Consider the following 23,730-nt stretch of genomic DNA (forward strand, 5'->3'; position numbering starts at 1 on the left):
TGGCATAACACTCCTTTTGCCGGCCCATGATGAGCCTTCTTTGAAGTGTCCGCATTAACGGGTGAGAACCCACCCGGTCGCCACGCGAATCCGCGAACACCGAAATTGTGTTGGCCGAATCTTGTATACGATTGCGTTAGGATGACGGTGGCGCTTCGCAAAATTCATACTATCGGCGCTGGAGAGTATTACGAACGACACGTTGATTGCGGCTTAACGAATGACGGCGGTTCCCAATGTCCAAGTCAGCCAGTGATGCCCACGCCCTGAAGATCAAGACAGAGGCCCTCGCCAGTCTGGAGCCGTTGGCCGAACAGCTGATGGCCCGGCATAAAGAGAATCGCCGGCTGTGGTTCCCGGGCGATTTCCTGCCTGCCAACGAGCAAATGACCGATGAGCAGGCGCGCGATATGGCCGAGTTGCCGGACCGCGCCCGCGGCATGCCCGATGCCGTGCGCGTGGCGTTGGCGCTCAACCTGCTCACCGAGGAGGGCCTGCCGCATTTTCACCGGCTGCTGGCCGTGACCCTGGGCAGCGACAACGCCTGGTCGCGCTGGAACTATATGTGGACCGCAGAGGAGGATCGCCACGGCTGCGCCTTGCATGACTACGTGCGCGACGCCCGGCTGTTCGACATGCGCGCCTTCGAGGTGCTTCAGTATCAGTATATCGAGGCCGGCTTCGACCCGGATTCGAGTGGCGACCCCTACCAGGTGATCGCCTATACCACGCTGCAGGAACGGGCCACTCAAGCCGCGCATGCCAACACCGCGCGGGTGGCGGGCCGTCACGAGCCGATTATCCAGCGCCTGCTTGCCCATGTGGCAAACGACGAGTCGCGGCATTTTCGCTTTTATCGCGATATCTTCCGCGGCATCCTCGACATCGACTGTACCCGCGCGCTGCAGGCCGCCCTGAAGGTCGTGCCGCGGCTGGCCATGCCCGGCCATACCATTCCGGGCTACATGGAAATGGCCGAAGTGGTCGGCCGGGCCCAGATCTATGGTCCCCGCCACTACCGCAAGGTCGTGGACGAATGTCTGGACGCGTGGCAGATCAGCCAGCTCACCCCTGACGACGCCGAAGGCCGCGAAGCCCAGGACAAGCTGATGGCCGTGCCCGCGCGCCTTGACCGGCTCGCCGACATCCTGGAAAAACGCACCCGAAGTAAAAGCTTCTCCTTCGACTTTATCTATGCGCGGGTAATGGAGTTGGGCTAACGGTCCTCGCAAGGAGATCGGGTCTAGACCTTGCGTTGCCACATGTCAGTTTTTCTTCGGCGGACTGGACGCTCACCAGGGAAGCTCGCAGTCAGGTCTCGCATCGCCACATTCACGCTAATGAACCCGCCTTGCTGAGCATTCACTGGCGGCGGCGACAAACCTGAGCGAACGCGTTCATACCAATCTGATCCACCGGAAACCGCGACTGGCCATCATCACTAGAGCTTTCAGCCCATGACCGCAGCGGCTGGCGACCTTGAAAATACCGATTCATAACCCGGAGACCGCGAGGCGATTGTGTCTTCGGCGCTTTCCAGCCAGACTACGTAAATCATGGATTGAATAGCCGCGCATAACGCTTATGCGCCCCGGCGCTTGCGCGAAGGTAAAGCTTTGATAACAAACCAGCGTTTCTTTAGCGCTTCACGTCTCGCCCCGGTGCGACCTGACGAGCCCGGTCACTAATCATGGCTGAACGTGAACAACTGGCGGCGTGGCTGACGGCCACGGCACAAGGCGACGAGCGCGCGTTCCAGCAGCTCTATGCGGCTACTTCTTCGCAACTCTATGCGCTGTTGCTGCGTATTCTGCGTAGCCCGGAGCGAGCGCAGGATGCGTTGCAGGACGCCTATGTCAAGGTATGGCAGAAGGCGGACACCTATACTCCGGAACGGGGGGCGCCTTTGACGTGGCTATTGTCTATTGCTCGCTATCGTGCACTTGACGTACTCAGGCGTAAGCGTCCCGAAGTTGCGATGCCGGAGGAGCCGGACATGATGGCTACACTGCTCGAGGATGAGCAGGCGCTTTCGCCGTTGGAAGAAAATGAAAACCAGCAGTCCCTTGACGCGATCAGGGCGTGTTTGAATACGCTGCAGCCGCAACAGCGGGATAGCGTGCTGCTTGCCTACTATGACGGCCTGACGCATCAAGAGCTTTCGCAGCGGCTGGACGCGCCCCTGGGCACGGTCAAGAGCTGGATTCGGCGCGGCCTGATGCGGTTGCGCGAATGCCTGTCGGAGCGTGCGTCGTGACATCTCAAGAGCATGACGACGATGTCGTACTTGCGGCGGGCGAGTATGTGCTCGGTACGGCCGAGCCCGACGAACGCGACGCCTTCGAACAGCGCCTGAAAACAGACCCGGCAGCGCGCCGTGAACTCGCCTATTGGGAACGTCGGCTCGGCAGCCTGGGCCTTGGCCTTGCCCCCGTACAGCCGCCGTCGTCGGTCTGGGACCGGGTGTCCAAGACGTTGTCGCTAGGCGATACCCGCACGGCTGCGACGCCGCGTTCGCAGGCGCCGGCCGCCAATGATTCACGATTCTGGCGTGGCGCTGCGATCGCCGCTACTTTAGTGGCGTTGGTGCTTGGCGGCATTCTGCTTTCCGAGCCCACGTATCACCATGGTTTCGGCGAACCCGACCCACCCCATGCGTATACGAGTATTGTCTACGACGACCCGACGGGCACCGGCTGGCTTGTAACCGCCTGGGCGGGTGATGACGAGATGCAGGTCGTGGCCTTGGGGGATTACGAGGTGCCCGAAGGCAAGGTGTTACGTGCCTGGCTCAAGCCTGAGAGCGGTGAGCCGATGCCGCTGGGCACATGGCCGCACACCAAGGGCGGCTATAACATGGCGCTCAGTGAAGCGACCGTAAAGCGCATGGCGCCGCCGGCGAAGCTCATGGTGTCCATGGAAGACGCGGGCACGTCCGACCAAACGCGCTCTGCGCCCGCCGGCAAGCTTATGTGGAGCGCGCCCATACTCAGTCGGGCGGGCTAAAGACCCAATCCGCGCGATGCGGGCAGAGAGCTCGGAGTCAGGTCGCAGAGAGATCGAGGTCTTGCATTGCCACATCGGCGTTCGCGGCTCGTCTTGATCCCTGGCTTGTCGACGAGCCTGATCACCCGCTAAGCATAGAAAACGCCCGGCATCGAGCGCGGGTCAAGCGAGCGCTGGGCTAGGTCTCGCATTGCCACATTCAGGCCGTCGCGAACCCGCCTAGCCCGCGTGAAGCCGGATAAGCCTCGGAGCCCGCGGTCAGGTGTGATTTTGTGTGCCCGGCAGATATAGTGGAACCGTTGCTCGGTCAACCTTAAGGTCGTCCCCAGCCGATTCGCTATCTGCCTCCCCTGCGGCTCAGCGAGCGATATTCACGCCGCCATCGACGACCAGCGTCGAGCCCACGACATAATCGCCGGCCCGGGACGCGAGGTAGATCGCCGCGCCCGCCATATCCTCGGGCTCGCCGATGCGCCGGGAGGGAATTCGGTCCTTGATCTCGTCGCCGTGGTCGCGGGCGACCTTGTTCATGTTCGAGGCGAAGGCGCCCGGGGCAATCGCGCTCACCACGATGCCGTCGGGTGCCAGACGCACGGCCATGCGCTTGGTCAGGTGGACCAGGCCGGCCTTGGAGGCGTGATAGAAATAGGTTTCCTGCGGGTTGAGCGACAGGCCGTCGACCGAGGCGATGTTGATGATTTTCGCGAGCGGCCCAGCCGCACGCGCTTCTAGGAGCATGGGCTTGAACGCCTGTGCCAGGAAGAACGGCGCTTTCATGTTGAGATCCACCGCCTTATCCCACCCGCTTTCGGGGAACTCGTCGAACGCCGCGCCCCAGGCGGCGCCGGCGTTGTTCACGAGGATGTCCAACGTCTTTTCGTGCTCGCCATACGCGGCGACCAGACTGTGGATTCCGTCCATGGTGGAGACGTCCGCCGGCAAAGAGACGCACGGTCCTATTTCGGACAGTTCCTTGGCCGTTTCGTCGCAGGCTTCGGCCTTGCGGGCGCTGATATAAACACGGGCGCCCTGGCGCAACAGCCCTTCCGCGATCATGCGGCCGATGCCGCGAGAACCACCGGTGACGAGCGCGCAGCGGCCTTCCAGCGAAAAAAGAGCAGCAGTGTCCATGACGAGTCTCCAGCAGTGGTTCTCGGCTTGACTCAAATCGCAAACCAGATGAAGTGGCCGAGAATGACGAGGCCCTTCTGAAGCGTCAACGTGACTGCCTGTTCCAGCCAGCTCGGGGCAGGTCTTGCCTTGCCACATGTCAGCCTATCGTCGGCTGATTAGACGCTCGTTTACAGACCGTAGATACCCTTCGCCCATCCCGGGATATGGCTAACGGCTTTATCGAGCTGGCCTTTCTTGAAGGTTAGAATGTGTCGCGCTGGTGCATTCGCCTTCGAGCTGTCGAAAATCTCGGCGAGATCGGCCAATGCGACGGCCCCGTGAATATGCTGCTTGTTGCGTTCGTATCGCTCGCGGATTTTATGCTCGGGCACGTCATGCCCACCCTGAGTGACGCGAAACCGCACACGGGCCACGGCTATGTCGGCACTCTGAACGTTGACGTGGAAGACCACGACACGAAACCCGCGGGCCTGGGCGTTCCGGATCAGCTCAAGCTTGCTCTGATGCGAGAAAACGGTCTCGGTGACGAACGAGCGCTTCTCGTCCAGATAATCTTCGCGCTGCTCCGCCGCCCCTCGCGCGGCCTCGTAGGCATCCAGCGCTTCGCCGTGAGCTTGCCTTTCCTTCCGCAGCTCATCCGCATTCACGAACGGTACGGCGGTGATCGGGCGAATCCGTTGCTCGTAGAGCGTCGACTTGCCCGCCCCGTTCGGACCGGCGAGCACATACATCGTCGGCCTCGGCTCCAACTCAGCTGCCTAGGGATTCCGGGTCGATTCCTTCGGCACGTTGTTTCTCGGCGAGCTGTTTGAAAAAAGCCCTTTCTTCGTCGCCGGCCTTCTCCATCATGGCCTCATGCTCGATGTCGTATACGGAACGCTCATAAGGGTCCAGTTCGTCGGGAGAGATATGCCCGCGGAGTGCGTCCTGCACCTTACTGCGATCATATCCCGGAGCGTTCTCGATCGCCTGGCCAACGCGTGCCCAGTGCTCCAGCTGCGCTTGAAGGGTGCGAGACATCACGCCTGCCTCTTTTCGCGCCTGACCGAGAATGGCCCGTGATAGACGAACACTTTCAGTAGCCATGACCAACCTCCCGCACTGTCGCAGATCATACGACGGCCATTGCCATGCGCCAGTCGCTAACAATCAATCTACCACAAGTGTGGTGGCCCGAGCGCTACCGTAGGCCGGCCAGACGCTTTAGGGTCGATCTCGCATTGCCACATTAAGGCCATCGTGGACTGAGGCCCGGACGATATACCCCGCTCGCCGTTTCTTTCAGTCAGCGTCTTTCGCAGGTTTCTCCTCAGCACCTTCCGGCAGACGCTTTGAGGCACTCGTGATCTGCAAAAAAACGCCCGGCGAACCGGGCGTTTCTCTAGTCAATCCGCACGGCCGATCAATCAGCCGCCGAATTTCTCGTTCTCGCCGATGTCCGGCGTCTTGTCGCTTTTGACATTGGCCTTGGCCATTTCATACAGCTGAAAGACCTTGCTTTCCTTGGCCGCCCAGTGCTCACCCATCTTGATATCGATTTCGAGCATGACGACGTCCGGATCTTCTTTTTCCGGCAGCCAGGCGGCGACGCCCGGGTTCCAATATTTATCGATTATGTTCTGGTCGTCGGTAATACGCGCCTTGCCCGACATCGACACATACACACCCTCTTCCTGATCGGAGAATGTCAGGCAAACGTCGCTATCGCCTTTTGCTTCGAGCACTTTCTCCGTGCTGCGGCGGGTGTAAAACCAGATCGTGCCGTCGTATTCGTTCTGCACCAGGTGCATGGGACGGGCACGCGGCACATCGTCGTCGAGCGTGACTAGCATGCCGACCTGGATATCTTTGATCAGGTTCCAGATCTTTTGCTTGTGTTCGGGGCTAGACATAGTCGTGTGATCCTTGGAGTGCGATTGAATGAGTTGAGCGTGAACTAAAGACCGGCGGATGCGACGTTCGATCGTGGCACACCCGGTCGAGGCGGTAAGCGATTCGGCCACCAGGCGCGATGGCCACGAGCCACCGGCCGATCAGTGGCAACGGCCTGATCCACATAACGGAAAAACCAACCGAGCGGATGCACGCGTCCTGCCCGAGTCGTCGACAGACCGGCATGAACGCCGGCCGCCGCGATCACGATGAGACGGCTTTACGCACGGGCGTGGCGCCCGCGACCGCGGGCTTCAGGTACCACAGAAGGTGCGCTGTACGACTTCGTCCGGCTTCGGGGGCCGTGCGTAGTCGGCGAGCTCGGGATGGTCGTCGAACGGGCTGGCGACCACCGTGAGCAGTTCGTCCAGCGGTTGGTAATCGCCTGCCTCGGCGGCGTCGATCGCCTGCTGGATACGGTGATTGCGCGGGATATACGCCGGGTTGACCGCGCGCATGGCGGCTCGGCGTGTCGCGTCGTCGCGGGTTTCGGCGGCCAGGCGCTCGCGCCAGCGCGCCGCCCAGCGGTCGAAGCCGGCCGGGTCGTTGAATAGCGTCTGTACGGCCTGGTCACGCTCGTCGGCGTCTGCGCCCAAATCGGCCAGGCGCCGGAAGGTGAGCGTGAAGTCCGCGCCCTGCTCGGTCATGCACTCAAGCAGATCGTAGACGAGGTCGGCGTCGCCTTCGCGGCGTTCCTGCAGGCCGATCTTGGCCGCCAGGCCGTCGTGATACGTCGTTTCGAAGCGCTCGATATAGCGTTCCAGCACCGCCTCGGCCTGGGTTATCGCCTCCTGCTTGTCGTCGGCGAGTAGCGGCACCAGGCACTCGGCGAAGCGCGCCAGATTCCACTGGCCGATCGCCGGCTGCTGGTTGTAGGCATAACGCCCGCCCTGATCGATGGAGCTGTACACGGTGGCCGGATTGTAGGCGTCCATGAACGCACAGGGGCCGTAGTCGAGCGTTTCGCCGGCGATGGAGACGTTGTCGGTGTTCATGACGCCGTGGATGAAGCCGACCAGCAGCCATTGCGCGATCAGGTCGGCGGTATGTTCGGCGACTTCCTCCAGCAGGGCGAGATACGGGTTGGCCGCATCGGCGACGTGCGGGTAATGGCGCTCGATGACGTAGTCGGCGAGCGCGCGTACCGCGTCCTGGTTGCCGCGCCGGGCAAAGTACTCGAAGGTCCCGACACGCACATGGCTGGCGGCGACGCGGGTGAGCACGCCGCCCGGCTCGGCCCGCATGCGGAATACCGATTCGCCGGTCGTGACCATCGCCAGCGCACGGGTGGTTGGAATACCCAGGCCCGCCATGCCTTCGCTGACGACGTATTCGCGTATCACCGGCCCGAGCGCGGCGCGGCCGTCGCCCCGGCTGGAAAAGGGCGTCGGGCCCGCGCCCTTGAGCTGAATATCGCGACGGGCGCCGTGGCGATCGGTGATTTCGCCCAACAGCACGGCCCGACCGTCGCCCAGCGTGGGCGCGAAGTTGCCGAACTGATGCCCGGCATAGGCCATCGCCAGCGGTTCCGCGCCTTCCGGGACGCGATTGCCGGCCAGAATCTCGACACCCGCCGGGCTTTCGAGCGCCTGCGCGTCGAGGCCGAGCTGCTCGGCCAAGGGCCGGTTGAGCCGAAGCAGACGCGGCGCCGAGACAGCGGTCGGCGTCGCGCGGGCATGGAATTCGCCCGGCAGGCGGGCGTAGGTATTGTCGAGCGCGAGCGGCTCGGCGGTTGCGGTGTCGGTCATGGGCGATGCTCCGCGGCGATCGACGTCGCCAGCGTTGGCTCAATGAAGTTATTAGCACGACGTTGCGGGCCGTGACCGCACCGTTCAATGGCGAGCCGCGGACGTTCGGAGCCGGGTACGGCATCGTGCATCGAGTCGGGCGCATTCAACCCTGACCGGAATGACGCAGCACGAACAGGCGGCGACATGCCGAAGTAGACCCCTTGCCGTGTGCATCCGCTCGAACAATCGTGCTATCAAGCCCGCTGTACGCAACAGGCTTTACAAGGATCGCTCATGTCCCTCACCCCCGAAGTCGCCGGCGTTGTCGCCAGGATGCGCGAAGCCGACATATCCTTCGCCGACCTCGGCCTGGCCGAGGCGCGCCAGTTCTATATCGACACCCTGGCGGCAAGCGGCGGCGAGCCGGTGCCCATGGGCGAGATCGTGGAGCACGAGCTAACGCTCAACGGTCGCAGCCTGAATGCACGGCGCTATCGCCCCGAAGGGTTGGCCGAGGGCACCGCGCCGACGCTGGTCTATTTTCACGGCGGTGGTTGGGTTCTGGGCGATCTGGAATCGCACGACCGCGTGTGTCGACAACTGGCCCAGCGCGCCGGCTGTCAGCTTGTGGCGGTGGATTATCGCCTGGCGCCGGAGCATTGTCTGCCGACCTCTTCGGACGACGCGATCGCGGCCTACGGGTATCTCGTGGAACACGCGGCCGAGTTCGATATCGACGCGCAAAAACTCGCGGTAGGCGGCGACAGCGCGGGCGGGCATCTGTCGGCGGTGGTCGCGCTGGCCGCGCGCGACGCCGGCTGGCCGCTGGCCTTGCAGGTGTTGGTCTACCCCGCCACCGACTTGCGCGAGGCCGCGCGCAAGTATCCGTCGAAGGGGCGCAACGCGAACGTGCCGCCGCTCACGGCCGAACTCATGGCCTGGTTCGGCCAGCGCAGCGTGGATGTGAATACCGACCCGCTCGACTGGCGGGTGTCGCCGATTCTGGCGGAAACGCTGGAAGGCACGGCACCCGCGCTCGTGATCACCGCCGGCGCCGATGTGCTCATGGATGAAGGCGTGCTCTATGCCGCGCGCCTGGCCGATGACGGCGTGGACGTCGATCATGCTCACTACCCGGGCGTGATTCACGGCTTCATCGAGATGCAAGCCTGGCTGGCGGCGACCGGGGAGATGATGGACCGGATCGCCGCCGCGGTGCGCAGGCATCTGGCTATCCCCGGCTAAAGCATTTGTTTGCAAGCGTTCGGGGTTGCGACATGACGGTGCGATCCCGTGTTTCAGACGAACAAGAGACGGACTACGCCTTGTAGCGCCCTCAGCTGTTCCGGTTCTGACTTCGCACTACACGACGCCCGCTCGACCCGCGCGCCCGATCAAGGGGCGAGAAATACAGATTACTTTCGGAGGCGCTACGAGCGTATTCTAATCAGTCAGCCTTTTGACACTGAATACGGAGGTGCAGTCGCTCATAGCTTTCGGCATCAACGCGCCCGTGATCGGCCGGCTCGGCGCTGGATCACGTTCATTCAGAGGTCTAACCATGGTCACCTTGCCCCAACGGCTGTTCGCGGAATCGTTCGGTACGTTCTGGTTGGTGTTCGGCGGGTGCGGCAGCGCCGTGCTCGCGGCTTCTTTTCCGGATGTGGGGATCGGCTTGCTGGGCGTGAGCCTAGCGTTCGGCCTGACGTTGTTGACGATGGCCTATTCGATTGGTCATATCTCAGGATGTCATCTGAACCCCGCGGTGACAGTCGGCCTGTGGGCCGGCGGGCGCTTTCCCGGCCGGGATATCGCCCCCTACGCCGCGGCGCAGGTGGCCGGCGCGGTGCTGGCTTCGCTGGTGCTGCTCGTAGTGGCCGGCGGCAGCCCGGATTTCGTGCTGGGCGTGAACGGCCTGGCCGCCAACGGCTACGGCAATCTGTCGCCCGGCCGCTACGACGTCATGGCCTGCATGATCGTGGAGATCGTGCTCACCTTCGGTTTCCTGATGGTGATTCTCGGCGCAACCGATACCCGCTCGCCGTCGGGTTTCGCGCCGCTGGCGATCGGCATGGCGCTCACGCTCATCCACCTGATTAGCATTCCAATCACCAATACTTCGGTGAATCCGGCCCGCAGTACCGGCCCGGCGCTGATCGTCGGCGGGTTCGCGCTGCAACAACTGTGGCTGTTCTGGCTCGCCCCGATTGCGGGTGCACTCGCCGCGGGCGTGGGCTATCGCATGCTGGCGGGCCAGCCGCCGGCGCCGCCCGTGGTCGGGGAGGCGATCTAGAATCCGGCCCCTCGCCCGACGCCGGGACCGATCGCGCTGCGCGTATATCCGGCGCGGGCGGGCCCGGTGGCGATCGAAAGTCCGGTGCAGGGCGAGCCGGTCGTCATACGCGCAGGTAGGCGGCCATCGTGCGCTTAGGCGCGGGATTCGGCGCCTGCCCCCCCCCTAGCGCTCTCCTGCCACACTCGCCCAAGGCTTTTTCGTTGCCAACGCCCGGGCCAGCGCAACGCCTAAGCGGTCGTGGACCGCCCCAGGCGGGTCAACCGGTATTTTAGATCCCGCCTTGCATGGGCCATGCAGAGCGGTGCGTTCCGCTCTCCACTACAACACAGCGGCGCTCTTGGAGCGCCTCTTGAGCATGCGATGACATAAGCGTTGTCCAGGTGGCGCGTTGGATAACCGAGCGACAAGGTCTGGAGGGGTACAGCTAGTCGCCACGCCGAACTGGCGAGCGCTCACGATTCGTCAGCCCGATGCTGGCCCAGCGTTCGCACCTCGTGGGCAAAAGTGCGCGCCTGGGAGACGATGCGGGCCAGGTGGTGGCGATGTACGGCCCGGCAATAACCTGCGCCACGAAGACCGCCACCGATCAAAAGGCTGCCGCCCCTGATCATCGCCAGGGCGAAGCGACGGTGACCATGGGCTTCGCATCCAAGGCGAGCGTAGGCGCGAGCATGCGCGTGGGATTAATGAACGGACCACGTCAGGTCAGCCGTGTTCGAACAGACATATCGATAGTCGTGCCTGAACCCCAAGAGAGCATCTAACGCCGAACTCCCGCCGCAACGCCATATAATGCGCGGCTTTCGTTCCAGCCCCATTCCGCTAGGGGATATCAAACTCGAGGAGGCAGCCAGGTGCTCAGCCATAATCGCCGTGAGCGCACGATCGCGATCGGGCTGGCCGGTCTGGCCGGCTACGTGGACGCACTCGGCTTCATGACGCTGGGCGGTTATTTCATCGCCTTTATGAGCGGCAACACCACCCGACTGGGCGTCGGCGGCGTGCGCGACATCGCCACCGCGCTATTGCCTGCGGCGATCATTGCGTTGTTTGTCGTCGGGGTCATGCTGGGCACGCTGATCCACCACGCGATCGGCAGACGACAGCGCGTGGCGGTGATGGCGCTCGTCACGTTGTTGCTCCTGAGTGCCGCGCTGGCCGCCGAAGCCGACGGCCGCTGGCCCGCGGTGTTGTGCATGGCGTTGGCTATGGGCGCCGTGAACACGGTCTTCCAACGCAACGGGGAGGTCAGCCTTGGCGTCACTTACATGACGGGTGCGCTGGTCAAGCTAGGGCAGCGATTGACTGGCGTGGTGCTCGGCGGTAACCGCCTGGCCTGGGTTTGGTATTTCCTGCTTTGGCTTGCGCTTCTCGCCGGCACGATGGCCGGCAGCGCCGCTTACCTGATGTTCGGCCTACAAGGCCTCTGGCTCGCCGTTGCGGCCGCGCTCGTGATCTGTGGTCTTTTGTGGCATTGGCCGGCCATGCCCCAGCGACGACCGATGTCATAGACGACGTGCCTCGGCGGGATCCTCGCTGCGTCCTCGCAAAAAGTGATGGCACGATGAAAGTATTGGCGGAGATCCCGGGATCGAATCAGATCGTTTCTTTTGGACCGCGTTGACCGCAGTACAGTCTCGCTGCCGCGGTTCGGCCGCCTGCAAGGAAAAGTCTGGACGCCGGATGCAGGCGGGCACGCAAACTCACGAGACACGCGCCTATAAGACTGAAGCCGCACCGATGAAGTACCGCTTAGCGCCCGCCTTTATCGCCCTGACAGTCGCCGCCAGTCTACTCGGCGGGTGCGTGAGCCTGCCCGAAGGCACGAAGGCACGACGGCCGTCGAGCCGTTCGCGCTCGATCGCTATCTCGGCCGCTGGTACGAGATCGCGCGTCTGGATCATGGTTTCGAGGAGGGCCTGGACTGCGTGACGGCCACCTATAGCCTGCGCGACGACGGCGGTGTGCGCGTGGTCAACCGCGGCGTGGATCTTTCCGAGGGGGAAGCGAGCGAGGCGGTCGGCAAGGCGTATTTCGTGGCGGGCGAAGACACGGGCCGCTTCAAGGTCAGCTTCTTCGGCCCGTTCTATGGCGGCTATAACGTGCTGGCTCTCGACGAGGACTATACGACGGCTATCGTCGGCGGCCCGAATCGGGATTATCTCTGGATTCTGGCCCGCGAGCCGGCGCTGCCCGCGGCCGAACGCAGCGCGCTCGTGGCGCAGGCGGCCGCGATGGATTTCGATACGGCCGAACTCATCTATCCGAGACGGGGCGCCGCCTGCGCACCCTATCGCGACGAATAGCGCGCCGGGCGCGGGCGCCGGGCCCTCGGCCCGGACCGCGGCTCGACTCAAGCAGGTTCATCGACGTGCGCGCGCCTCAGCCGCCGTAATACGTCGAGGCGCCGGGCCCCAGCGGCAGGCCGAGCAGCATCCAGACGATCAGCAGCAGCGTCCAGAACAGCAGGAAGGCCAGCGAGAACGGCAGCATGATCGAGATCAGCGAGCCGATGCGCAGATTCTTGTCGTACTGCTGGGCGTAGGCAATGATCAACGCGAAATACGGCATCAGCGGCGTGATGATATTGGTCGAGGAGTCCGCGACGCGGTAGGCCATCTGGGTCAGCTCGGGTGAGTAGCCGAGCTGCATCATGATCGGCACGAACACCGGCGCCAGAATCGCCCATTTGGCCGAGGCGCTGCCGATGAACAGGTTGATGAAGCCCACGATCACGACGAACAGAATCAGCAGCGGGACACCGCCCAGGCTGATGGCCTGCAGGAATTCGGCGCCGTAGACCGCCATGAAGATGCCGAGATTGGACTCGGCGAACCAGGCGACGAACTGGCCGGCGGTGAAGGCCAGCATGATGAACATGCCCATGCCGGCCATGGTGTCCGACAGCTTGTGGGCGACGTCGCTGTCGTTCTTGACGGCCCCGGTGACGACACCGTAGACCAGCCCGGGCACGAAGAAGATGATCAGCAGCACGACCGCCAGCGACTCCATGAACGGCGATTGCACAATCGCCCCGCCCTCGCCGCGCAGCGGCGCGCCCGGCGGCACGACCAGCAGCGCCATCAGGGCGACCGTCACGAGGAACGCCACGCCGGCCCACTTCATGCCGCGCCTGTCCTGCGCGGTGATGGTCGTAGTCTCGTCGTCGCGGGACTCGTCTTCGTAACCCCCCTGGTAACGGCCCAGGCGCGGCTCGACCACGAACTGGCTGACGAGCGTGCCGACGAGCGCCAAGAAGAAGGTCGAGGCGATGATGAAGAAATAGTTCATCGCCAGGTTCATCGATTCGGCATAGGCCGGGTCGATGGTGGCGGCCGCCTCGATCGTGAGCTGGCCGAGGACCACGTCGACCGCCGAGAGCAGCAGATTGGCGCTATAGCCGGCCGACACGCCGGCGAAAGCCGCCGCCAGGCCGGCGATCGGGTGGCGTCCGAGGGCGGCGAAGATCATCGCGCCGAGCGGCGGCAGCACGACATAACCGGCGTCGGAGGCCAGGCTCGAGAGGATTCCGGCGAACACCAGGCCGAAAGTGATCAGCGACTTGGGAATGGACAGGATGAAGCTGCGCAGCAGTACGCTGATCAGCCCGGTGCGCTCGGCCATCCCGATGCCGATCATCGTGGCCAGCACCACGCCCAGCGGCGCGAAGCCGATGAAGTTGTCGACCAGCGAGCCGAAGATATACCGGATGCCCTCGCCGGACAGCAGGTTGTTGACCGTGACCGCTTCGCCCCCGCCGGGCGGCTCGACCGAGATCCCGGTGAGCGACAGCAGCGCCGACACCACGGCCACGAGCCCTGCCAGCAATGCGAAGAGCGTGACGGGATGGGGCAGACGATTGCCTGTCCGCTCGACCCCGTTGAGCATCCGCTGCAGCAGATTGTTCTGCATCCCCCGGTCGTTCATCGTCCTGTTCCCTTTGCTTGAAGCCGCCACATGCGCGCCTGCCGATTCCCCATTCGGTAGAGGCCATGCTGACCGGCCGTTCGGCTCTCGGCACGAGACGACGCATCGCCCCGGCACGTTGAGACGCGGCCCGCCCCGCTACATGATGGCGCAATCGTTCCCGCATCGTAACGTTCGCCATGACGTGCCCCTGCCAGTCCGGCCGCCCTTACGACCAATGCTGCGGGCCCTGCCACCGCGGCGAACCGGCGCCGGCGCCCGAAGCGCTGATGCGTGCGCGCTACAGCGCGTATGCGCTGGGCGACGCGGCGTACGTGCAGTCGAGCTGGCACCCCGACACGCGACCGGCCACGCTCGATCTCCCGAGCGGCGACCACTGGCTGGGCCTCGCCGTGCTGGACAGCGGTGAAGATGGCGATACCGGCCGGGTGCATTTTCGCGCGACCTGCCGCGACGATGGCGACTTTGCGGTCCTGGAGGAACGCTCACGCTTCGTACGCGAACAGGGCCAGTGGTTCTATGTCGACGGCGACCACGCGGTCACGGCGCTCAAACCCGGTCGTAACGATCCCTGCCCCTGTGGCAGCGGGCGCAAGTTCAAGAAATGCTGCGCGGCCTGAGCGCCGGCAACCATCGAAACGGCGCAGGCGCCATTGGCCGCGCCCGCCCGCAGCCGATCAGGCCCTAGTACACCACGCGGTTGCGGCCGCCGAACTTCGCCTCGTAGAGCTTTTTATCGGCGGTGTGCAGCATGGGGTCGAGCTGTTCGCCCGGCGTGGTGGCGCAGGCCACACCGATGCTGGCCGTGAGCGCGAGCACGGCGTCGTTGTGGTGACAGCGCAGGGCTTCGATCACGACCCGCAGGCGCTCGGCGAGATGACGCGCCTGGCTGACATCGGTGCGAGGTAACAGCACGCAGAATTCCTCGCCGCCCAGGCGACAGGCGACGTCCTGCTGGCGGGTCTGCTCGCGCAGGGTCTCGGCGATCCGCCGCAGCACCGCGTCGCCGGTCGCGTGGCCGTGCGCGTCGTTGATGCGTTTGAAGTAGTCGAGATCGAGCATCAGCAGCGACAGCGGCAACGCGCCTTCGCCTGCCGCACGCTGGAAGGCCTGCTCGAGCTGGGCGCGGTTGGGCAGGCCGGTCAGGGGATCGGTGAGCGCCTGCTGCGAGAGCTCGCGTTCGGCGCTCTCGCGCCGGGCCTCGTAGAAGTGCGAGAACATATAGCCCCAGGCGGTCACGGCCAGCACGTTGGCCGTGGCACCCGGCGAGCTCACGACCAGAGCGGTGCCGAAACGCCAGAGAAACAGTCCGCCGGCCACCGCGAGATAGAACGCGGAGAACAGGCCGCCCCACCGGCGCCCCAACAGGAGATGAGCCGTGATCGGCATGACCATGACCCAGCTGAATACGGTGATCGAGGTCGTCGGCGAGGCCAGCGCATAGATCGTGGCCGCATAGAGCGATACGAGATAGAACAGACACCAGCGCCGAAGATGGTAGGTGCCCTGCACGATGGGCAGCATCAACAGCACCAGCAGAACCAACGCAGCCTCGATCGTCATCAGCCAGTAACGCTCGGCGAAGAAGTTGACGACGACGAAGATCGCGCCGAAGAAAGCCGTGAAGGCCAACAGCAGACGCAGAAGCTGGCGTCGATGCTGGTGCGACAGGGGCATGCCCTGGTCCGGTGAGGCGCGGTTCATTCATCCCCCTGTTTTCTGCCGAGGCCGCATGCCGGGCCGATGCATTTGTATCGGCCGCGCCCGCCGGCCATGAATGAACGCAGCGCCGCCGGCCAGGCGCGACAGGTCGTGCGCGGCGAACAACACGGTTATGGGGCATCCGCGTTCGGGAACGTTTCGTCTATCCGGCGCTGCGCGGCGGTCGGGCCGACCCGAGAAACGGGGCCGCGCCCGACACGGATATCCCGACAGCGGATGGCGCCCTTCCGGCCGCCCCTCATGCAGCCACTCGCGCTGTTTTCAGCGTGTCCCCACGAACGTCCGCCACCCCGACCCGGATGCCGTCGGCCACGCCGCGGACCCAGCCGTCGGGCCGGAATGGAGGCCGCATTTGATGATCGACGTAAGGCGCATCGGCGCGCCGCCGGGCGGCTCGTCAATCGAGTGTGACGTCACGTGCGTGCTGGCCTCGTCGATGCGATCAGTCGACCCGCGCCGTCGGCCGACGGCCGCCAAATGGCGGCGCTACCCGGGGGCAGCCCGACATGTCGGAGCCGGGCGGCAGACGTCCGGCCAAATCCGGCGGCATCGCGCCGGCTCGACCCGGCGCTCGGCCATACCGGGCGCGGGATGACGACCCGACTTTTTATCGAACAGGCGGCCGCGCGGGACAGAGCGGGCTCGAACGAGGCGTCGTTGGCCCTGCCGCCTATCGCTGCCCGCCGCTATCGGCGAAATGGCGCCGCACCAGGGCTTTTGCGTGGCGCCACAAGGCGGGGGAGCCGCGCTCGATCGTCGGGCCGTAGCGTCCATGCACCTCCCGCTCGGTGACCCGATGCTCGGTCCATGTCCCGCCGTTCGTGAGCGTATTGAGCAGCAGCGGCTGCAGACGGTCGAGCGTCTTCGCGAAACGGGCTTCCAGCGTTTCCGCCGCCTCGAATTCCCGCCACAGGCCGGCGAACGTCGCCGCCTGGTCGTCGGGGAGCAGGCCGAACAATCGCTCGGCCGCGGCGTTTTCCCGCGCTTCGACCGCCTGACGGTCGTGGTTGCCGTGGATCGGGACGTCGCCGGCGTCGATTTCGACGATGTCGTGAACCAGCAGGAGCTTGATGACGTGGGCGGTATCCACCGCTTCGTCGTCCGACAACACCAGCGCGAACATGGCCAGGTGCCAGGAGTGTTCGGCCGAGTTCTCGCGCCGGCTGCGGTCGACGAGCGGGGACTGGCGCACCACGGATTTCAGCGCGTCGATTTCCGCAAGAAAACCGAGCTGTTCGGCGATACGAGCTTCCGACATGACGTCACCGATTCTGGAGAACGAGCGGCGCAAGGTTAGCGCACAAGCCTCGCAACGGGGCCGCGCGACCCGCGTTTACACGCCCGGGCAACCGATGCGCCCGCCGGCCGCCGCTGCCGTCATGTAGACAGCCCGGCCGGCCGGTCGGGCCATCGAGCCGACGCCGCTACGACGCGCAGCCGATCACTCGACCGCGCCGACCGCCCGGCTGACGGCGGCCGGACCGCTGTATTCGTCGTCCGGCAACGCGTCGAGCACCGTACGCACGCCCAGCGGCGCACCCTGCCGTTCGGCGTGGTCCGCCAGCTGTTGCTTCGAGGCGGGATAGTCGATTCCGGTGAGATAGGTCTGGATCTCCGATGCGCTCGCGTGGTCGGGACGGGCCATGAAATGCTCCGGTTGAACAAAGCGCCAGCCTGCCAGCCGACCGCTCGATCGGACATCCGGTAAATCCCTGGTTTACCGGCGGCCATGAACGTCTGTTGTTGCCGTTGGGCCAAGCCTTCGAAGCGCCAGCTCCGGGCCAGATGGGAGCCGGTCGGCGGCGCGAGGCCACGAGCGGCGGTCGCGGCCGCTCCCTCGGCCTTGACGATCCATCGGCTCGCGCGCCCGTCGAGCCGGCCCGAACGGCCGAACCGCGCCACGTCTCGCCGCCGCGGTGGCCGCGTGGCACAGTGATCGCCGTCCCCGCATTCGACGCATTCGATGAACCGGTTCTCCGGCACGGCATCGGCCTCGCCGCTGACCAATCCGCTGCTGCTCGTGATGGTGCTGGCCGCCTTCACGAGCGTGTTGAACAACAGCATGGTCAACGTGGCGATCCCGACCATCAGCCGCCATCTCGAGGTTTCGCCCAGCCTGGCCGGCTGGGTGATCACGGCGTTCTCGATCGTGTTCGCGACGGGCGTGGCGCTGTATGGGCGGGTGTCGGACAGCTACAGTTTTCGCGGCACCTTTCTCGCCGCCCTCGTGATCTTCGGCGCCGGCTCGCTGACCTGCGCACTGGCGCCGACGTTCAGCTATCTCGTGGCCGGGCGTGCCATACAAGCGGCCGGCGCCGCCGCCATTCCGTCGCTGGCGTTCGGCTCTGTCGCGCGGCTGTTCCCGCCCGGTCGCCGCGGCGTGGTGTTCGGCACGCTGTCTTCGGCCGTCGGGCTCGGTGCAGCGGCCGGACCGCTGGTCGGCGGCCTGGGCGTGAGCGCGTTCGGCTGGCGCGTGCTGTTCTACGGCACGCTGGCAGTGATCGGCATTCTGTTCATCGCGGCCTGGCGTTTCCTGCCGGACTTGAACGCGCAGCGCGAACCTCAACCGCATCGCTTCGTGCGGCTGGATCTGCCGGGCGGGCTGATGCTCGCGCTGGGCGCGGCCGCCCTGCTCTACGGCGTGACCGCGGCGAACCACGTCGGGCTGGCCGCGCCGCGCGCCTGGGGCACATTGATCCTTGCGGCGGCGATGCTGGCCGGGTTCGCCCTGCGCATCCGCACCGCGGCGTATCCGTTCGTGCCGCCGGCGCTGTTCGCCAATCGCCAGTTTCTCTCGGCCTCGGGCATCGCGCTGTTGTCGCAGGGTGCCTTCATCGGCGGCGGGCTGTTCCTGACGCCGCTGCTGCTGATCAACGAGCTGGGGCTGTCGGCGTTCCAGACCGGCCTGGTGATCGCGCCCGGCGCCTTCGCCGTGGCCCTGCTCGCACCGACGATCGGGCGGCTGTCGGACAAGTTCGGGCCGCGGGCGGTACTCGGCATCAGCCTGTCGTGTCTGCTGACCGGACTGCTGTTCATGTCGTCGTTCGCGGTCGGTGCGGCGCCCTGGCTAGTGGCGGTGGCGCTGGTGATCGCCAGCACCGGCTACGCGGGCGTGACGTCGCCCGCGGCCAATGCGGCGTCGAAGGCCCTGTCGGCCGAGATCGCGGGTGTGGGCTTCGGCATCTACCAGCTGTTTTTCTTCATGGGCGCGGGCACCGGCGCTGCCGTGTTCGGCACGGTGCTCTCGGCGCGCCAGCGCCTCGGCGACGCGGCGTTCAACCCGCTGTATGCCGGCGGCGAGGCCACGGCCGCATTTTCGGACGCGTATCTGGTGGCCTGTGTGGCGGTGCTTCTGGCGCTGGTGCTGCTGACCGGTCTCGGCCGTGCCGACTCGGTTTCGAGTGACGCGGCCCGGGGCGGCGGATAACCGGGCCCGCGTTTGCCGCCGATCCACACGCGTACCGTCGCTCGTGGGCCTGCTTGTCCTCATAGGATCGCAGATGGCGCGGTGCCCCTGCGTCGGCCTGCAGGATCGTTCAAGACGCCCCCCGAATGGATCAACGCACGATATGCCGCCAGGGCTCTATCGCACGGCCGTCCATTGGAGATCGCCATCTATGCTGTCTCTGTCCTGTATTCGCCGGGCCCGGTGAATCTGCTGGCGCTGAAGGCGGGACTGCGCGGCCCGGATTGGCGTGTCGCCGAGTACTGCCTTGGCGTCGGGCTGGCGATGTTCACCTGTTTCGCACTGCTCGGACTGGCCGGCAGTGTCTTAGTGCGCGACCGGCTGATGCCGTGGCTGGCGGGCGTCGGTGCAGCCTATATCGCCTATCTCGCCTGGTGCCTGTTCCGGGACGATCCGCGGCTGGAGACCGAGACCGGTGGCCGGCCGGATCTTCACCTGGGTCGCGGTTATCTGCTGCAGTTCTTGAACCCGAAAGGGCTGATGGTGATTCTGCCGGTCGTCACCGTCATGTTTCCGGCGGCCGAAATTGAGGGCTGGGAGATTCCCGCCATCGCCGCACTGATATCGCTGGGTGCGATCGGTGCGCCGTCGGCTGGCCGCGCCCAAGTTCCTCGCGTTGTTCAACCAGACGACGGTGTACGGGATAAGAGCTGCTGCCGGTCGCAGTATTCATCGTTCGCGCGGATCGGATGGCCTGCCGGCGACCTGCGGCTACGACACGGGGCTGTGGCTGCGTTGGTCGGCGTGTCGGTTCCGGCGCGCTGCGCCACTCGATACACGATCGGGATGCTGTTCATAGCCCGGATTTCATTCGCCATCATGAACAGGGGCGCGGCTCGGCCGCCGACGCCCGCTCGGGCGGCCGCAGGGCTCGCGTCAGCCGCCAGCTCAGCACTACACCGATCAATATGAAGACCGCACTCAGGCCGAAGGTGGTCCGAAAACCGCCGGTCCAGCCGATCAGCCAGCCGGCGGCTGCCGGTCCCAGCAGCTGGCCGGCCGCGAAGAACACGGTCACGTAGCTGACGGCCAGCGGCGCTTCGTGCGGCGACACGCGCTCCGTCGACGCCGCGAGGGCGGAAGTGAACATACCGGTGACACAGACGCCGAGAATCACGTAGTGGGCGCTGAAACCCGCCAGGGTCGGCGACAGCACGGGAATGGCCGTGCTCACGAACGCCAGACCCATGGCCAGCACGAGGCTCCGACCGCGGCCGAGCCGGTCTGACACAGTGCCCCAGACCGGACCGCATACGATGCCCAGAAACCCCATGAGGGAGGCGATCCTGCCGGCCGTCGTCGCGTCCACTCCGGCATCGAGTGCAAAGCTGAACATGAATATGGCCTGCACGATATAGGTCATGCCGACGATGCCGTAGACGAGCGCCACGGTCACCACGTAGGGATTGCGGAACACGGCCCGGCGCCGCGCCCGGCGATCCGCGGCCGTGGGGCTGCGGGCGGGGTCTGTGCCTTCCGGTCGCGGCGGATCGTGCAGAAACAGCACGGCCCCGACGAACGCGAGCACACCCGCCGCGGCGAACAGGGCCCAGACCCACCGCCAGCCCTCGTCGCCGTACGCCTGGCTGAGATACGGCACCAGCCAACCCGCACTCATCATGCCCGTACCCACCCCACTGTTGAGCAGGCCGATCGCCAGCCCGCGCCGCTGCGGAAACCAGGTGGCGATGAGCGAGATCAGCGGTGTATAGGCGAACGCGGTCCCGATGCCCAGCAATGCCATCAGCGCGATCAGCGGGCCGTAGGCGCTGGCCTGACTCAAACCGGTGAAGCCCGCGATCACGCACGCCAGCCCGAGCAGCACGGAAACCCGGCCGCCATGCCGGGAGGCCAGTGCGCCCGCGACCATCACCAGCGACAGATAGCCCAGTGCGGTGGCCGTGCCGAGATTGCCCGCCTGCTCGTAACTCAGGCCGAGCGACTCGCGCATCGGCGGCAGGATCAGCCCGAACGACAGGCGCGCGAGCGCGACGGTCACGAGCGTCACCAGCATCCCGCTGGCGATCATCAGTACCGACGACGGTCGCGGCGATGGCATCAATTCGGCCGACCGGAAAGCGGCGCGTCCGCGACCGTGACTGCAGCAGACATTGTTCTTCCTGTTAGCCGCGCAGCGGCAGTATTGGCACACCAATCACGGTGCGCAAGACAATGGCCCGGACCAGCCCGTACGCCGAACCAGGATACGCGCTCGACGCCCCCCGGCTCAGCTTTCGTGCACGCCCCTGCAATTGAGCGTTGCTCGAGCCACGCGCTACCGCACACCAACTCAACGCAGCGGTTAAACTATGCAGTTCCGCGCCGCCTTGGCACGGCTGTTCCCGGCGCGACACGGCGCCCGATTCCACAGGCATTGAATGTCCTCCCCGAATACCCCCGAAAACGACCGGACGCCGTTCGCGGCGATGGGTCTGTCCGACGCCGTCATGACGGCGTTGACCGACGTCGGTTATGAAACCCCGTCGCCGATTCAGGAAGCCACGATCGGCCCGCTGCTGGCCGGGCGCGACGTACTCGGCCAGGCCCAGACCGGCACGGGCAAGACGGCCGCGTTCGCGCTGCCGATCCTGTCGACCATGCGCTTCGGCAAAGACGCGGGCAAAGAGCCCCGCGCGCTGGTGCTGGCACCCACGCGCGAGCTGGCCATCCAGGTGGCCGAGGCCTTCCAGCGCTATGCCTCGCACATGCCGGGCTTCCACGTGCTGCCGATCTACGGCGGCCAGGGCTACGGGCCGCAGCTGGCCGCGCTCAAACGCGGTGTGGATGTGGTGGTGGGCACGCCGGGGCGCGTGATCGATCATCTCAAGCGCGGCACGCTCAAGCTCGACAGTCTGGAATGGCTGGTGCTGGACGAAGCCGACGAAATGCTGCGCATGGGCTTCATCGACGACGTCGAGTGGGTGTTCGAGAACACGCCGCCCGAACGTCAGGTCGCCTTGTTCTCGGCAACCATGCCGGGCGCGATCCGCCGGATCGCCAAGACCCACCTGCGGGATCCGCAGGAAGTCACCATCGAGACGCGCACCACCACGGCCGACAACATCCGCCAGCGCTACTGGATCGTGGGCGGGGGCATCAGCAAGCTCGAAGCACTCACACGGCTGCTCGAGGCCGAGCCCTTCGACGCGATGCTGGTCTTCGCCCGCACCAAGAAGGCCACCGACGAACTGGCCGAGAAGATCTCGGCGCGCGGCTATGCCTGCGCGTCCTTGAACGGCGACATCGTCCAGGCCCAGCGCGAGCGCACGATCGCCCAGCTCAAGAACGGCCAGCTCGACATCATCGTGGCCACCGACGTCGCTGCCCGGGGGCTGGACGTGGAGCGCATCAGCCACGTGATCAATTTCGATATCCCGCACGATACCGAGTCCTACGTGCATCGCATCGGCCGGACCGGGCGCGCCGGCCGGCAGGGCGACGCGATCCTGTTCGTGACCATGCGCGAGAAACGCCTGTTCAAGAACATCGAGCGTGCCACGCGCCAGGCGATCGAACCGATGGACGTGCCGAGCATGGCCGACGTGAACGCTCAGCGCGTCGAACGCTTCAAGCAGCGCATTACCGACACCCTGGAAGCCGGCGGTCTCGAGCAGTTCACGGATCTGGTGGAGACGTATCGCGCCGAACACAACGTCGAGCCGACCCTGCTGGCCGCTGCCCTGGCCCGCCTCGCCCAGGGCGGTGAACCGATCACGCTGGACGCCGCGCCGGTCGACAAGTCCGCCGGGCAGGCATTCCACGAAACGTCGAGCGGCGACGACAAGCCGAACCGCAAGAAGAAATCGGCGACCGGCGCGATGAGCATGGAGACTTACCGCATCGAGGTCGGCCGGCAGCACGGGGTGGAGCCGCGCAACATCGTGGGTGCGCTCGCCAACGAGGCCGGCATGGACAGCAAGGACATCGGCCGGATCGCGATCAACGACGATTTCAGCCTGGTCGATCTGCCCAAGGGCATGCCGGAGGAGATCTTCGCCCATCTGAAGACGGTCTGGGTGGCCAACCGCCAGCTCGCGATCAGCCGCGTCAAGAACAGCTTCGGTGCGCCGGCGCCCGGCCCGCGTGGCAAGCCGGCTGCGGCCAAGGACAAGCCGCGCCACAAGAAATCGGCCAAGAAAAAGAAGGCTCAGACAAAGAGCAAAGGCAAGCCGAAACGAAACGCGCCATGAACGGCCGCGCGGGTGCGGCGCATCCGGCCGGGCGCCGGCAGGCCGCGATCCGGTCACGCACCGCCCGCGCGCAAGCTTCGCGCAGCCCGCCGCGGCATCGTGCGCCCTCGTCCACTAGGCGCCGCGGCGAGGGCGCGACTTAACCGGCCCCCGTCCCGGCTCAGAACAGCGCGCATCGCCGTCGCGATCGCCTTGTGAGACCGGTTTCGACGCAGGTGAGAGCGCTGATTGCGGATATGCCGCTGGTAGGCGCGACCAGCCATCCGCGACGCGGATTCCAGTGATCGCCGCGGCTGCCGGGCGCCTAGTAATCGTCGGACGAAACCG

Annotated in this window: 22 protein-coding genes; 12 read left to right on the top strand and 10 right to left on the bottom strand. The window is 65.5% G+C overall.

The genetic code is table 11. From position 1 onward, the window contains the following. Positions 1-236: 236 nt before the first annotated feature. From SAHL_RS16670 to SAHL_RS16680, 3 genes are all read left to right on the top strand, one after another. The gene (locus SAHL_RS16670) at positions 237-1,220 is read left to right on the top strand and encodes an acyl-ACP desaturase (RefSeq protein ID WP_123592544.1); all 984 of its coding nucleotides are present in this window, start codon (positions 237-239) and stop codon (positions 1,218-1,220) included. Between the two features lie 470 nt (positions 1,221-1,690). Beyond that, entirely contained in the window at positions 1,691-2,257 is a 567-nt protein-coding gene (locus SAHL_RS16675) for a sigma-70 family RNA polymerase sigma factor (RefSeq protein WP_123592545.1), read from the top strand. Then, positions 2,254-3,006: an anti-sigma factor gene (locus SAHL_RS16680; protein WP_184947794.1), complete on the top strand. Its 753-nt coding sequence runs from the start codon at positions 2,254-2,256 to the stop codon at positions 3,004-3,006. Before SAHL_RS16675 ends, SAHL_RS16680 begins: the two co-directional genes overlap by 4 nt. 357 nt (positions 3,007-3,363) lie before the next feature. Here the strand turns inward: SAHL_RS16680 and SAHL_RS16685 are convergent, their stop codons facing one another. The 5 genes from SAHL_RS16685 to SAHL_RS16705 all read right to left on the bottom strand — a co-directional run bounded on the left by SAHL_RS16685 (position 3,364) and on the right by SAHL_RS16705 (position 7,820). Beyond that, a complete protein-coding gene (locus tag SAHL_RS16685) occupies positions 3,364-4,137 on the bottom strand; it encodes an SDR family oxidoreductase (RefSeq protein WP_123592547.1) in 774 nt (257 codons plus the stop codon). A gap of 170 nt (positions 4,138-4,307) precedes the next feature. Next, complete coding sequence (locus SAHL_RS16690; protein ID WP_123592633.1) at positions 4,308-4,871, bottom strand: AAA family ATPase; 564 nt, start codon at positions 4,869-4,871, stop codon at positions 4,308-4,310. 19 nt (positions 4,872-4,890) lie between these two features. After that, positions 4,891-5,226 carry a TA system antitoxin ParD family protein gene (locus SAHL_RS16695; RefSeq protein ID WP_123592548.1) on the bottom strand — a complete coding sequence of 112 codons (336 nt, stop codon included), beginning with the start codon at positions 5,224-5,226 and terminating at the stop codon, positions 4,891-4,893. A 320-nt stretch (positions 5,227-5,546) separates the two neighbouring features. Then, positions 5,547-6,032 (bottom strand): pyridoxamine 5'-phosphate oxidase family protein, encoded by a 486-nt coding sequence (locus SAHL_RS16700; protein WP_123592549.1) that lies wholly within the window; start codon positions 6,030-6,032, stop codon positions 5,547-5,549. Between the two features lie 294 nt (positions 6,033-6,326). Continuing rightward, positions 6,327-7,820 (bottom strand): protein adenylyltransferase SelO, encoded by a 1,494-nt coding sequence (locus SAHL_RS16705; protein WP_123592550.1) that lies wholly within the window; start codon positions 7,818-7,820, stop codon positions 6,327-6,329. 276 nt (positions 7,821-8,096) lie between these two features. On the opposite strand from SAHL_RS16705, the gene SAHL_RS16710 reads away from it, so the two are divergent. The 5 genes from SAHL_RS16710 (at position 8,097) to SAHL_RS16730 (ending at position 12,404) form a co-directional block, all read left to right on the top strand. Continuing rightward, entirely contained in the window at positions 8,097-9,047 is a 951-nt protein-coding gene (locus SAHL_RS16710; protein ID WP_123592551.1) for an alpha/beta hydrolase, read from the top strand. A 316-nt stretch (positions 9,048-9,363) separates the two neighbouring features. Next, positions 9,364-10,095 carry an aquaporin Z gene (gene aqpZ, locus SAHL_RS16715; RefSeq protein WP_123592552.1) on the top strand — a complete coding sequence of 244 codons (732 nt, stop codon included), beginning with the start codon at positions 9,364-9,366 and terminating at the stop codon, positions 10,093-10,095. Positions 10,096-10,568: 473 nt separating this feature from the next. Continuing rightward, on the top strand, positions 10,569-10,862 hold the full coding sequence (locus tag SAHL_RS16720) for a hypothetical protein (protein WP_123592553.1): 294 nt from the start codon (positions 10,569-10,571) through the stop codon (positions 10,860-10,862). A 90-nt stretch (positions 10,863-10,952) separates the two neighbouring features. Next, entirely contained in the window at positions 10,953-11,609 is a 657-nt protein-coding gene (locus tag SAHL_RS16725) for a YoaK family protein (RefSeq protein ID WP_123592554.1), read from the top strand. A gap of 291 nt (positions 11,610-11,900) precedes the next feature. After that, complete coding sequence (locus tag SAHL_RS16730; protein ID WP_123592555.1) at positions 11,901-12,404, top strand: lipocalin family protein; 504 nt, start codon at positions 11,901-11,903, stop codon at positions 12,402-12,404. Between the two features lie 76 nt (positions 12,405-12,480). Here the strand turns inward: SAHL_RS16730 and SAHL_RS16735 are convergent, their stop codons facing one another. Then, on the bottom strand, positions 12,481-14,025 hold the full coding sequence (locus SAHL_RS16735) for an AbgT family transporter (protein WP_123592556.1): 1,545 nt from the start codon (positions 14,023-14,025) through the stop codon (positions 12,481-12,483). A 179-nt stretch (positions 14,026-14,204) separates the two neighbouring features. On the opposite strand from SAHL_RS16735, the gene SAHL_RS16740 reads away from it, so the two are divergent. Further along, complete coding sequence (locus tag SAHL_RS16740) at positions 14,205-14,645, top strand: YchJ family protein (protein WP_123592557.1); 441 nt, start codon at positions 14,205-14,207, stop codon at positions 14,643-14,645. A 64-nt stretch (positions 14,646-14,709) separates the two neighbouring features. Here the strand turns inward: SAHL_RS16740 and SAHL_RS16745 are convergent, their stop codons facing one another. The 3 genes from SAHL_RS16745 to SAHL_RS16755 all read right to left on the bottom strand — a co-directional run bounded on the left by SAHL_RS16745 (position 14,710) and on the right by SAHL_RS16755 (position 17,392). Beyond that, the gene (locus SAHL_RS16745; RefSeq protein WP_123592558.1) at positions 14,710-15,729 is read right to left on the bottom strand and encodes a GGDEF domain-containing protein; all 1,020 of its coding nucleotides are present in this window, start codon (positions 15,727-15,729) and stop codon (positions 14,710-14,712) included. A gap of 688 nt (positions 15,730-16,417) precedes the next feature. Next, a complete protein-coding gene (locus SAHL_RS16750; protein ID WP_184947814.1) occupies positions 16,418-17,005 on the bottom strand; it encodes an HD domain-containing protein in 588 nt (195 codons plus the stop codon). 183 nt (positions 17,006-17,188) lie between these two features. Continuing rightward, positions 17,189-17,392 (bottom strand): DUF2795 domain-containing protein, encoded by a 204-nt coding sequence (locus SAHL_RS16755; RefSeq protein ID WP_123592559.1) that lies wholly within the window; start codon positions 17,390-17,392, stop codon positions 17,189-17,191. A 318-nt stretch (positions 17,393-17,710) separates the two neighbouring features. Here SAHL_RS16755 and SAHL_RS16760 point away from each other — a divergent pair, with 318 nt between their 5' ends. Together SAHL_RS16760 and SAHL_RS16765 are read left to right on the top strand one after the other, a co-directional pair. Further along, on the top strand, positions 17,711-19,174 hold the full coding sequence (locus SAHL_RS16760; protein WP_123592560.1) for an MFS transporter: 1,464 nt from the start codon (positions 17,711-17,713) through the stop codon (positions 19,172-19,174). A 174-nt stretch (positions 19,175-19,348) separates the two neighbouring features. Next, a complete protein-coding gene (locus tag SAHL_RS16765; RefSeq protein ID WP_184947797.1) occupies positions 19,349-20,125 on the top strand; it encodes a LysE family translocator in 777 nt (258 codons plus the stop codon). Here the strand turns inward: SAHL_RS16765 and SAHL_RS16770 are convergent. After that, the gene (locus SAHL_RS16770; RefSeq protein WP_123592562.1) at positions 20,031-21,272 is read right to left on the bottom strand and encodes an MFS transporter; all 1,242 of its coding nucleotides are present in this window, start codon (positions 21,270-21,272) and stop codon (positions 20,031-20,033) included. The genes SAHL_RS16765 and SAHL_RS16770 overlap by 95 nt on opposite strands. Before the next feature lie 319 nt (positions 21,273-21,591). Here SAHL_RS16770 and SAHL_RS16775 point away from each other — a divergent pair, with 319 nt between their 5' ends. Next, positions 21,592-23,403 (top strand): DEAD/DEAH box helicase, encoded by a 1,812-nt coding sequence (locus tag SAHL_RS16775; RefSeq protein ID WP_123592563.1) that lies wholly within the window; start codon positions 21,592-21,594, stop codon positions 23,401-23,403. Positions 23,404-23,730: the final 327 nt, after the last annotated feature.

Origin of the sequence: Salinisphaera orenii subsp. halophila YIM 95161, from assembly GCF_003732545.1 — a bacterium.
In the GTDB taxonomy this organism is placed as follows: Bacteria; Pseudomonadota; Gammaproteobacteria; order Nevskiales; family Salinisphaeraceae; genus Salinisphaera; species Salinisphaera orenii_A.

Excerpts from the sequence above, each read along its gene's own strand:
- SAHL_RS16670 (WP_123592544.1), top strand. The coding sequence starts at position 237 with ATGTCCAAGTCAGCCAGTGATGCCCACGCCCTGAAGATCAAGACAGAG.
- SAHL_RS16675 (WP_123592545.1), top strand. The coding sequence starts at position 1,691 with ATGGCTGAACGTGAACAACTGGCGGCGTGGCTGACGGCCACGGCACAA.
- SAHL_RS16685 (WP_123592547.1), bottom strand. The coding sequence starts at position 4,137 with ATGGACACTGCTGCTCTTTTTTCGCTGGAAGGCCGCTGCGCGCTCGTC.
- SAHL_RS16690 (WP_123592633.1), bottom strand. The coding sequence starts at position 4,871 with ATGTATGTGCTCGCCGGTCCGAACGGGGCGGGCAAGTCGACGCTCTAC.
- SAHL_RS16695 (WP_123592548.1), bottom strand. The coding sequence starts at position 5,226 with ATGGCTACTGAAAGTGTTCGTCTATCACGGGCCATTCTCGGTCAGGCG.
- SAHL_RS16700 (WP_123592549.1), bottom strand. The coding sequence starts at position 6,032 with ATGTCTAGCCCCGAACACAAGCAAAAGATCTGGAACCTGATCAAAGAT.
- SAHL_RS16705 (WP_123592550.1), bottom strand. The coding sequence starts at position 7,820 with ATGACCGACACCGCAACCGCCGAGCCGCTCGCGCTCGACAATACCTAC.
- SAHL_RS16710 (WP_123592551.1), top strand. The coding sequence starts at position 8,097 with ATGTCCCTCACCCCCGAAGTCGCCGGCGTTGTCGCCAGGATGCGCGAA.
- aqpZ (WP_123592552.1), top strand. The coding sequence starts at position 9,364 with ATGGTCACCTTGCCCCAACGGCTGTTCGCGGAATCGTTCGGTACGTTC.
- SAHL_RS16720 (WP_123592553.1), top strand. The coding sequence starts at position 10,569 with ATGCTGGCCCAGCGTTCGCACCTCGTGGGCAAAAGTGCGCGCCTGGGA.
- SAHL_RS16735 (WP_123592556.1), bottom strand. The coding sequence starts at position 14,025 with ATGAACGACCGGGGGATGCAGAACAATCTGCTGCAGCGGATGCTCAAC.
- SAHL_RS16740 (WP_123592557.1), top strand. The coding sequence starts at position 14,205 with ATGACGTGCCCCTGCCAGTCCGGCCGCCCTTACGACCAATGCTGCGGG.
- SAHL_RS16745 (WP_123592558.1), bottom strand. The coding sequence starts at position 15,729 with ATGAACCGCGCCTCACCGGACCAGGGCATGCCCCTGTCGCACCAGCAT.
- SAHL_RS16750 (WP_184947814.1), bottom strand. The coding sequence starts at position 17,005 with ATGTCGGAAGCTCGTATCGCCGAACAGCTCGGTTTTCTTGCGGAAATC.
- SAHL_RS16755 (WP_123592559.1), bottom strand. The coding sequence starts at position 17,392 with ATGGCCCGTCCCGACCACGCGAGCGCATCGGAGATCCAGACCTATCTC.
- SAHL_RS16760 (WP_123592560.1), top strand. The coding sequence starts at position 17,711 with ATGAACCGGTTCTCCGGCACGGCATCGGCCTCGCCGCTGACCAATCCG.
- SAHL_RS16770 (WP_123592562.1), bottom strand. The coding sequence starts at position 21,272 with ATGCCATCGCCGCGACCGTCGTCGGTACTGATGATCGCCAGCGGGATG.
- SAHL_RS16775 (WP_123592563.1), top strand. The coding sequence starts at position 21,592 with ATGTCCTCCCCGAATACCCCCGAAAACGACCGGACGCCGTTCGCGGCG.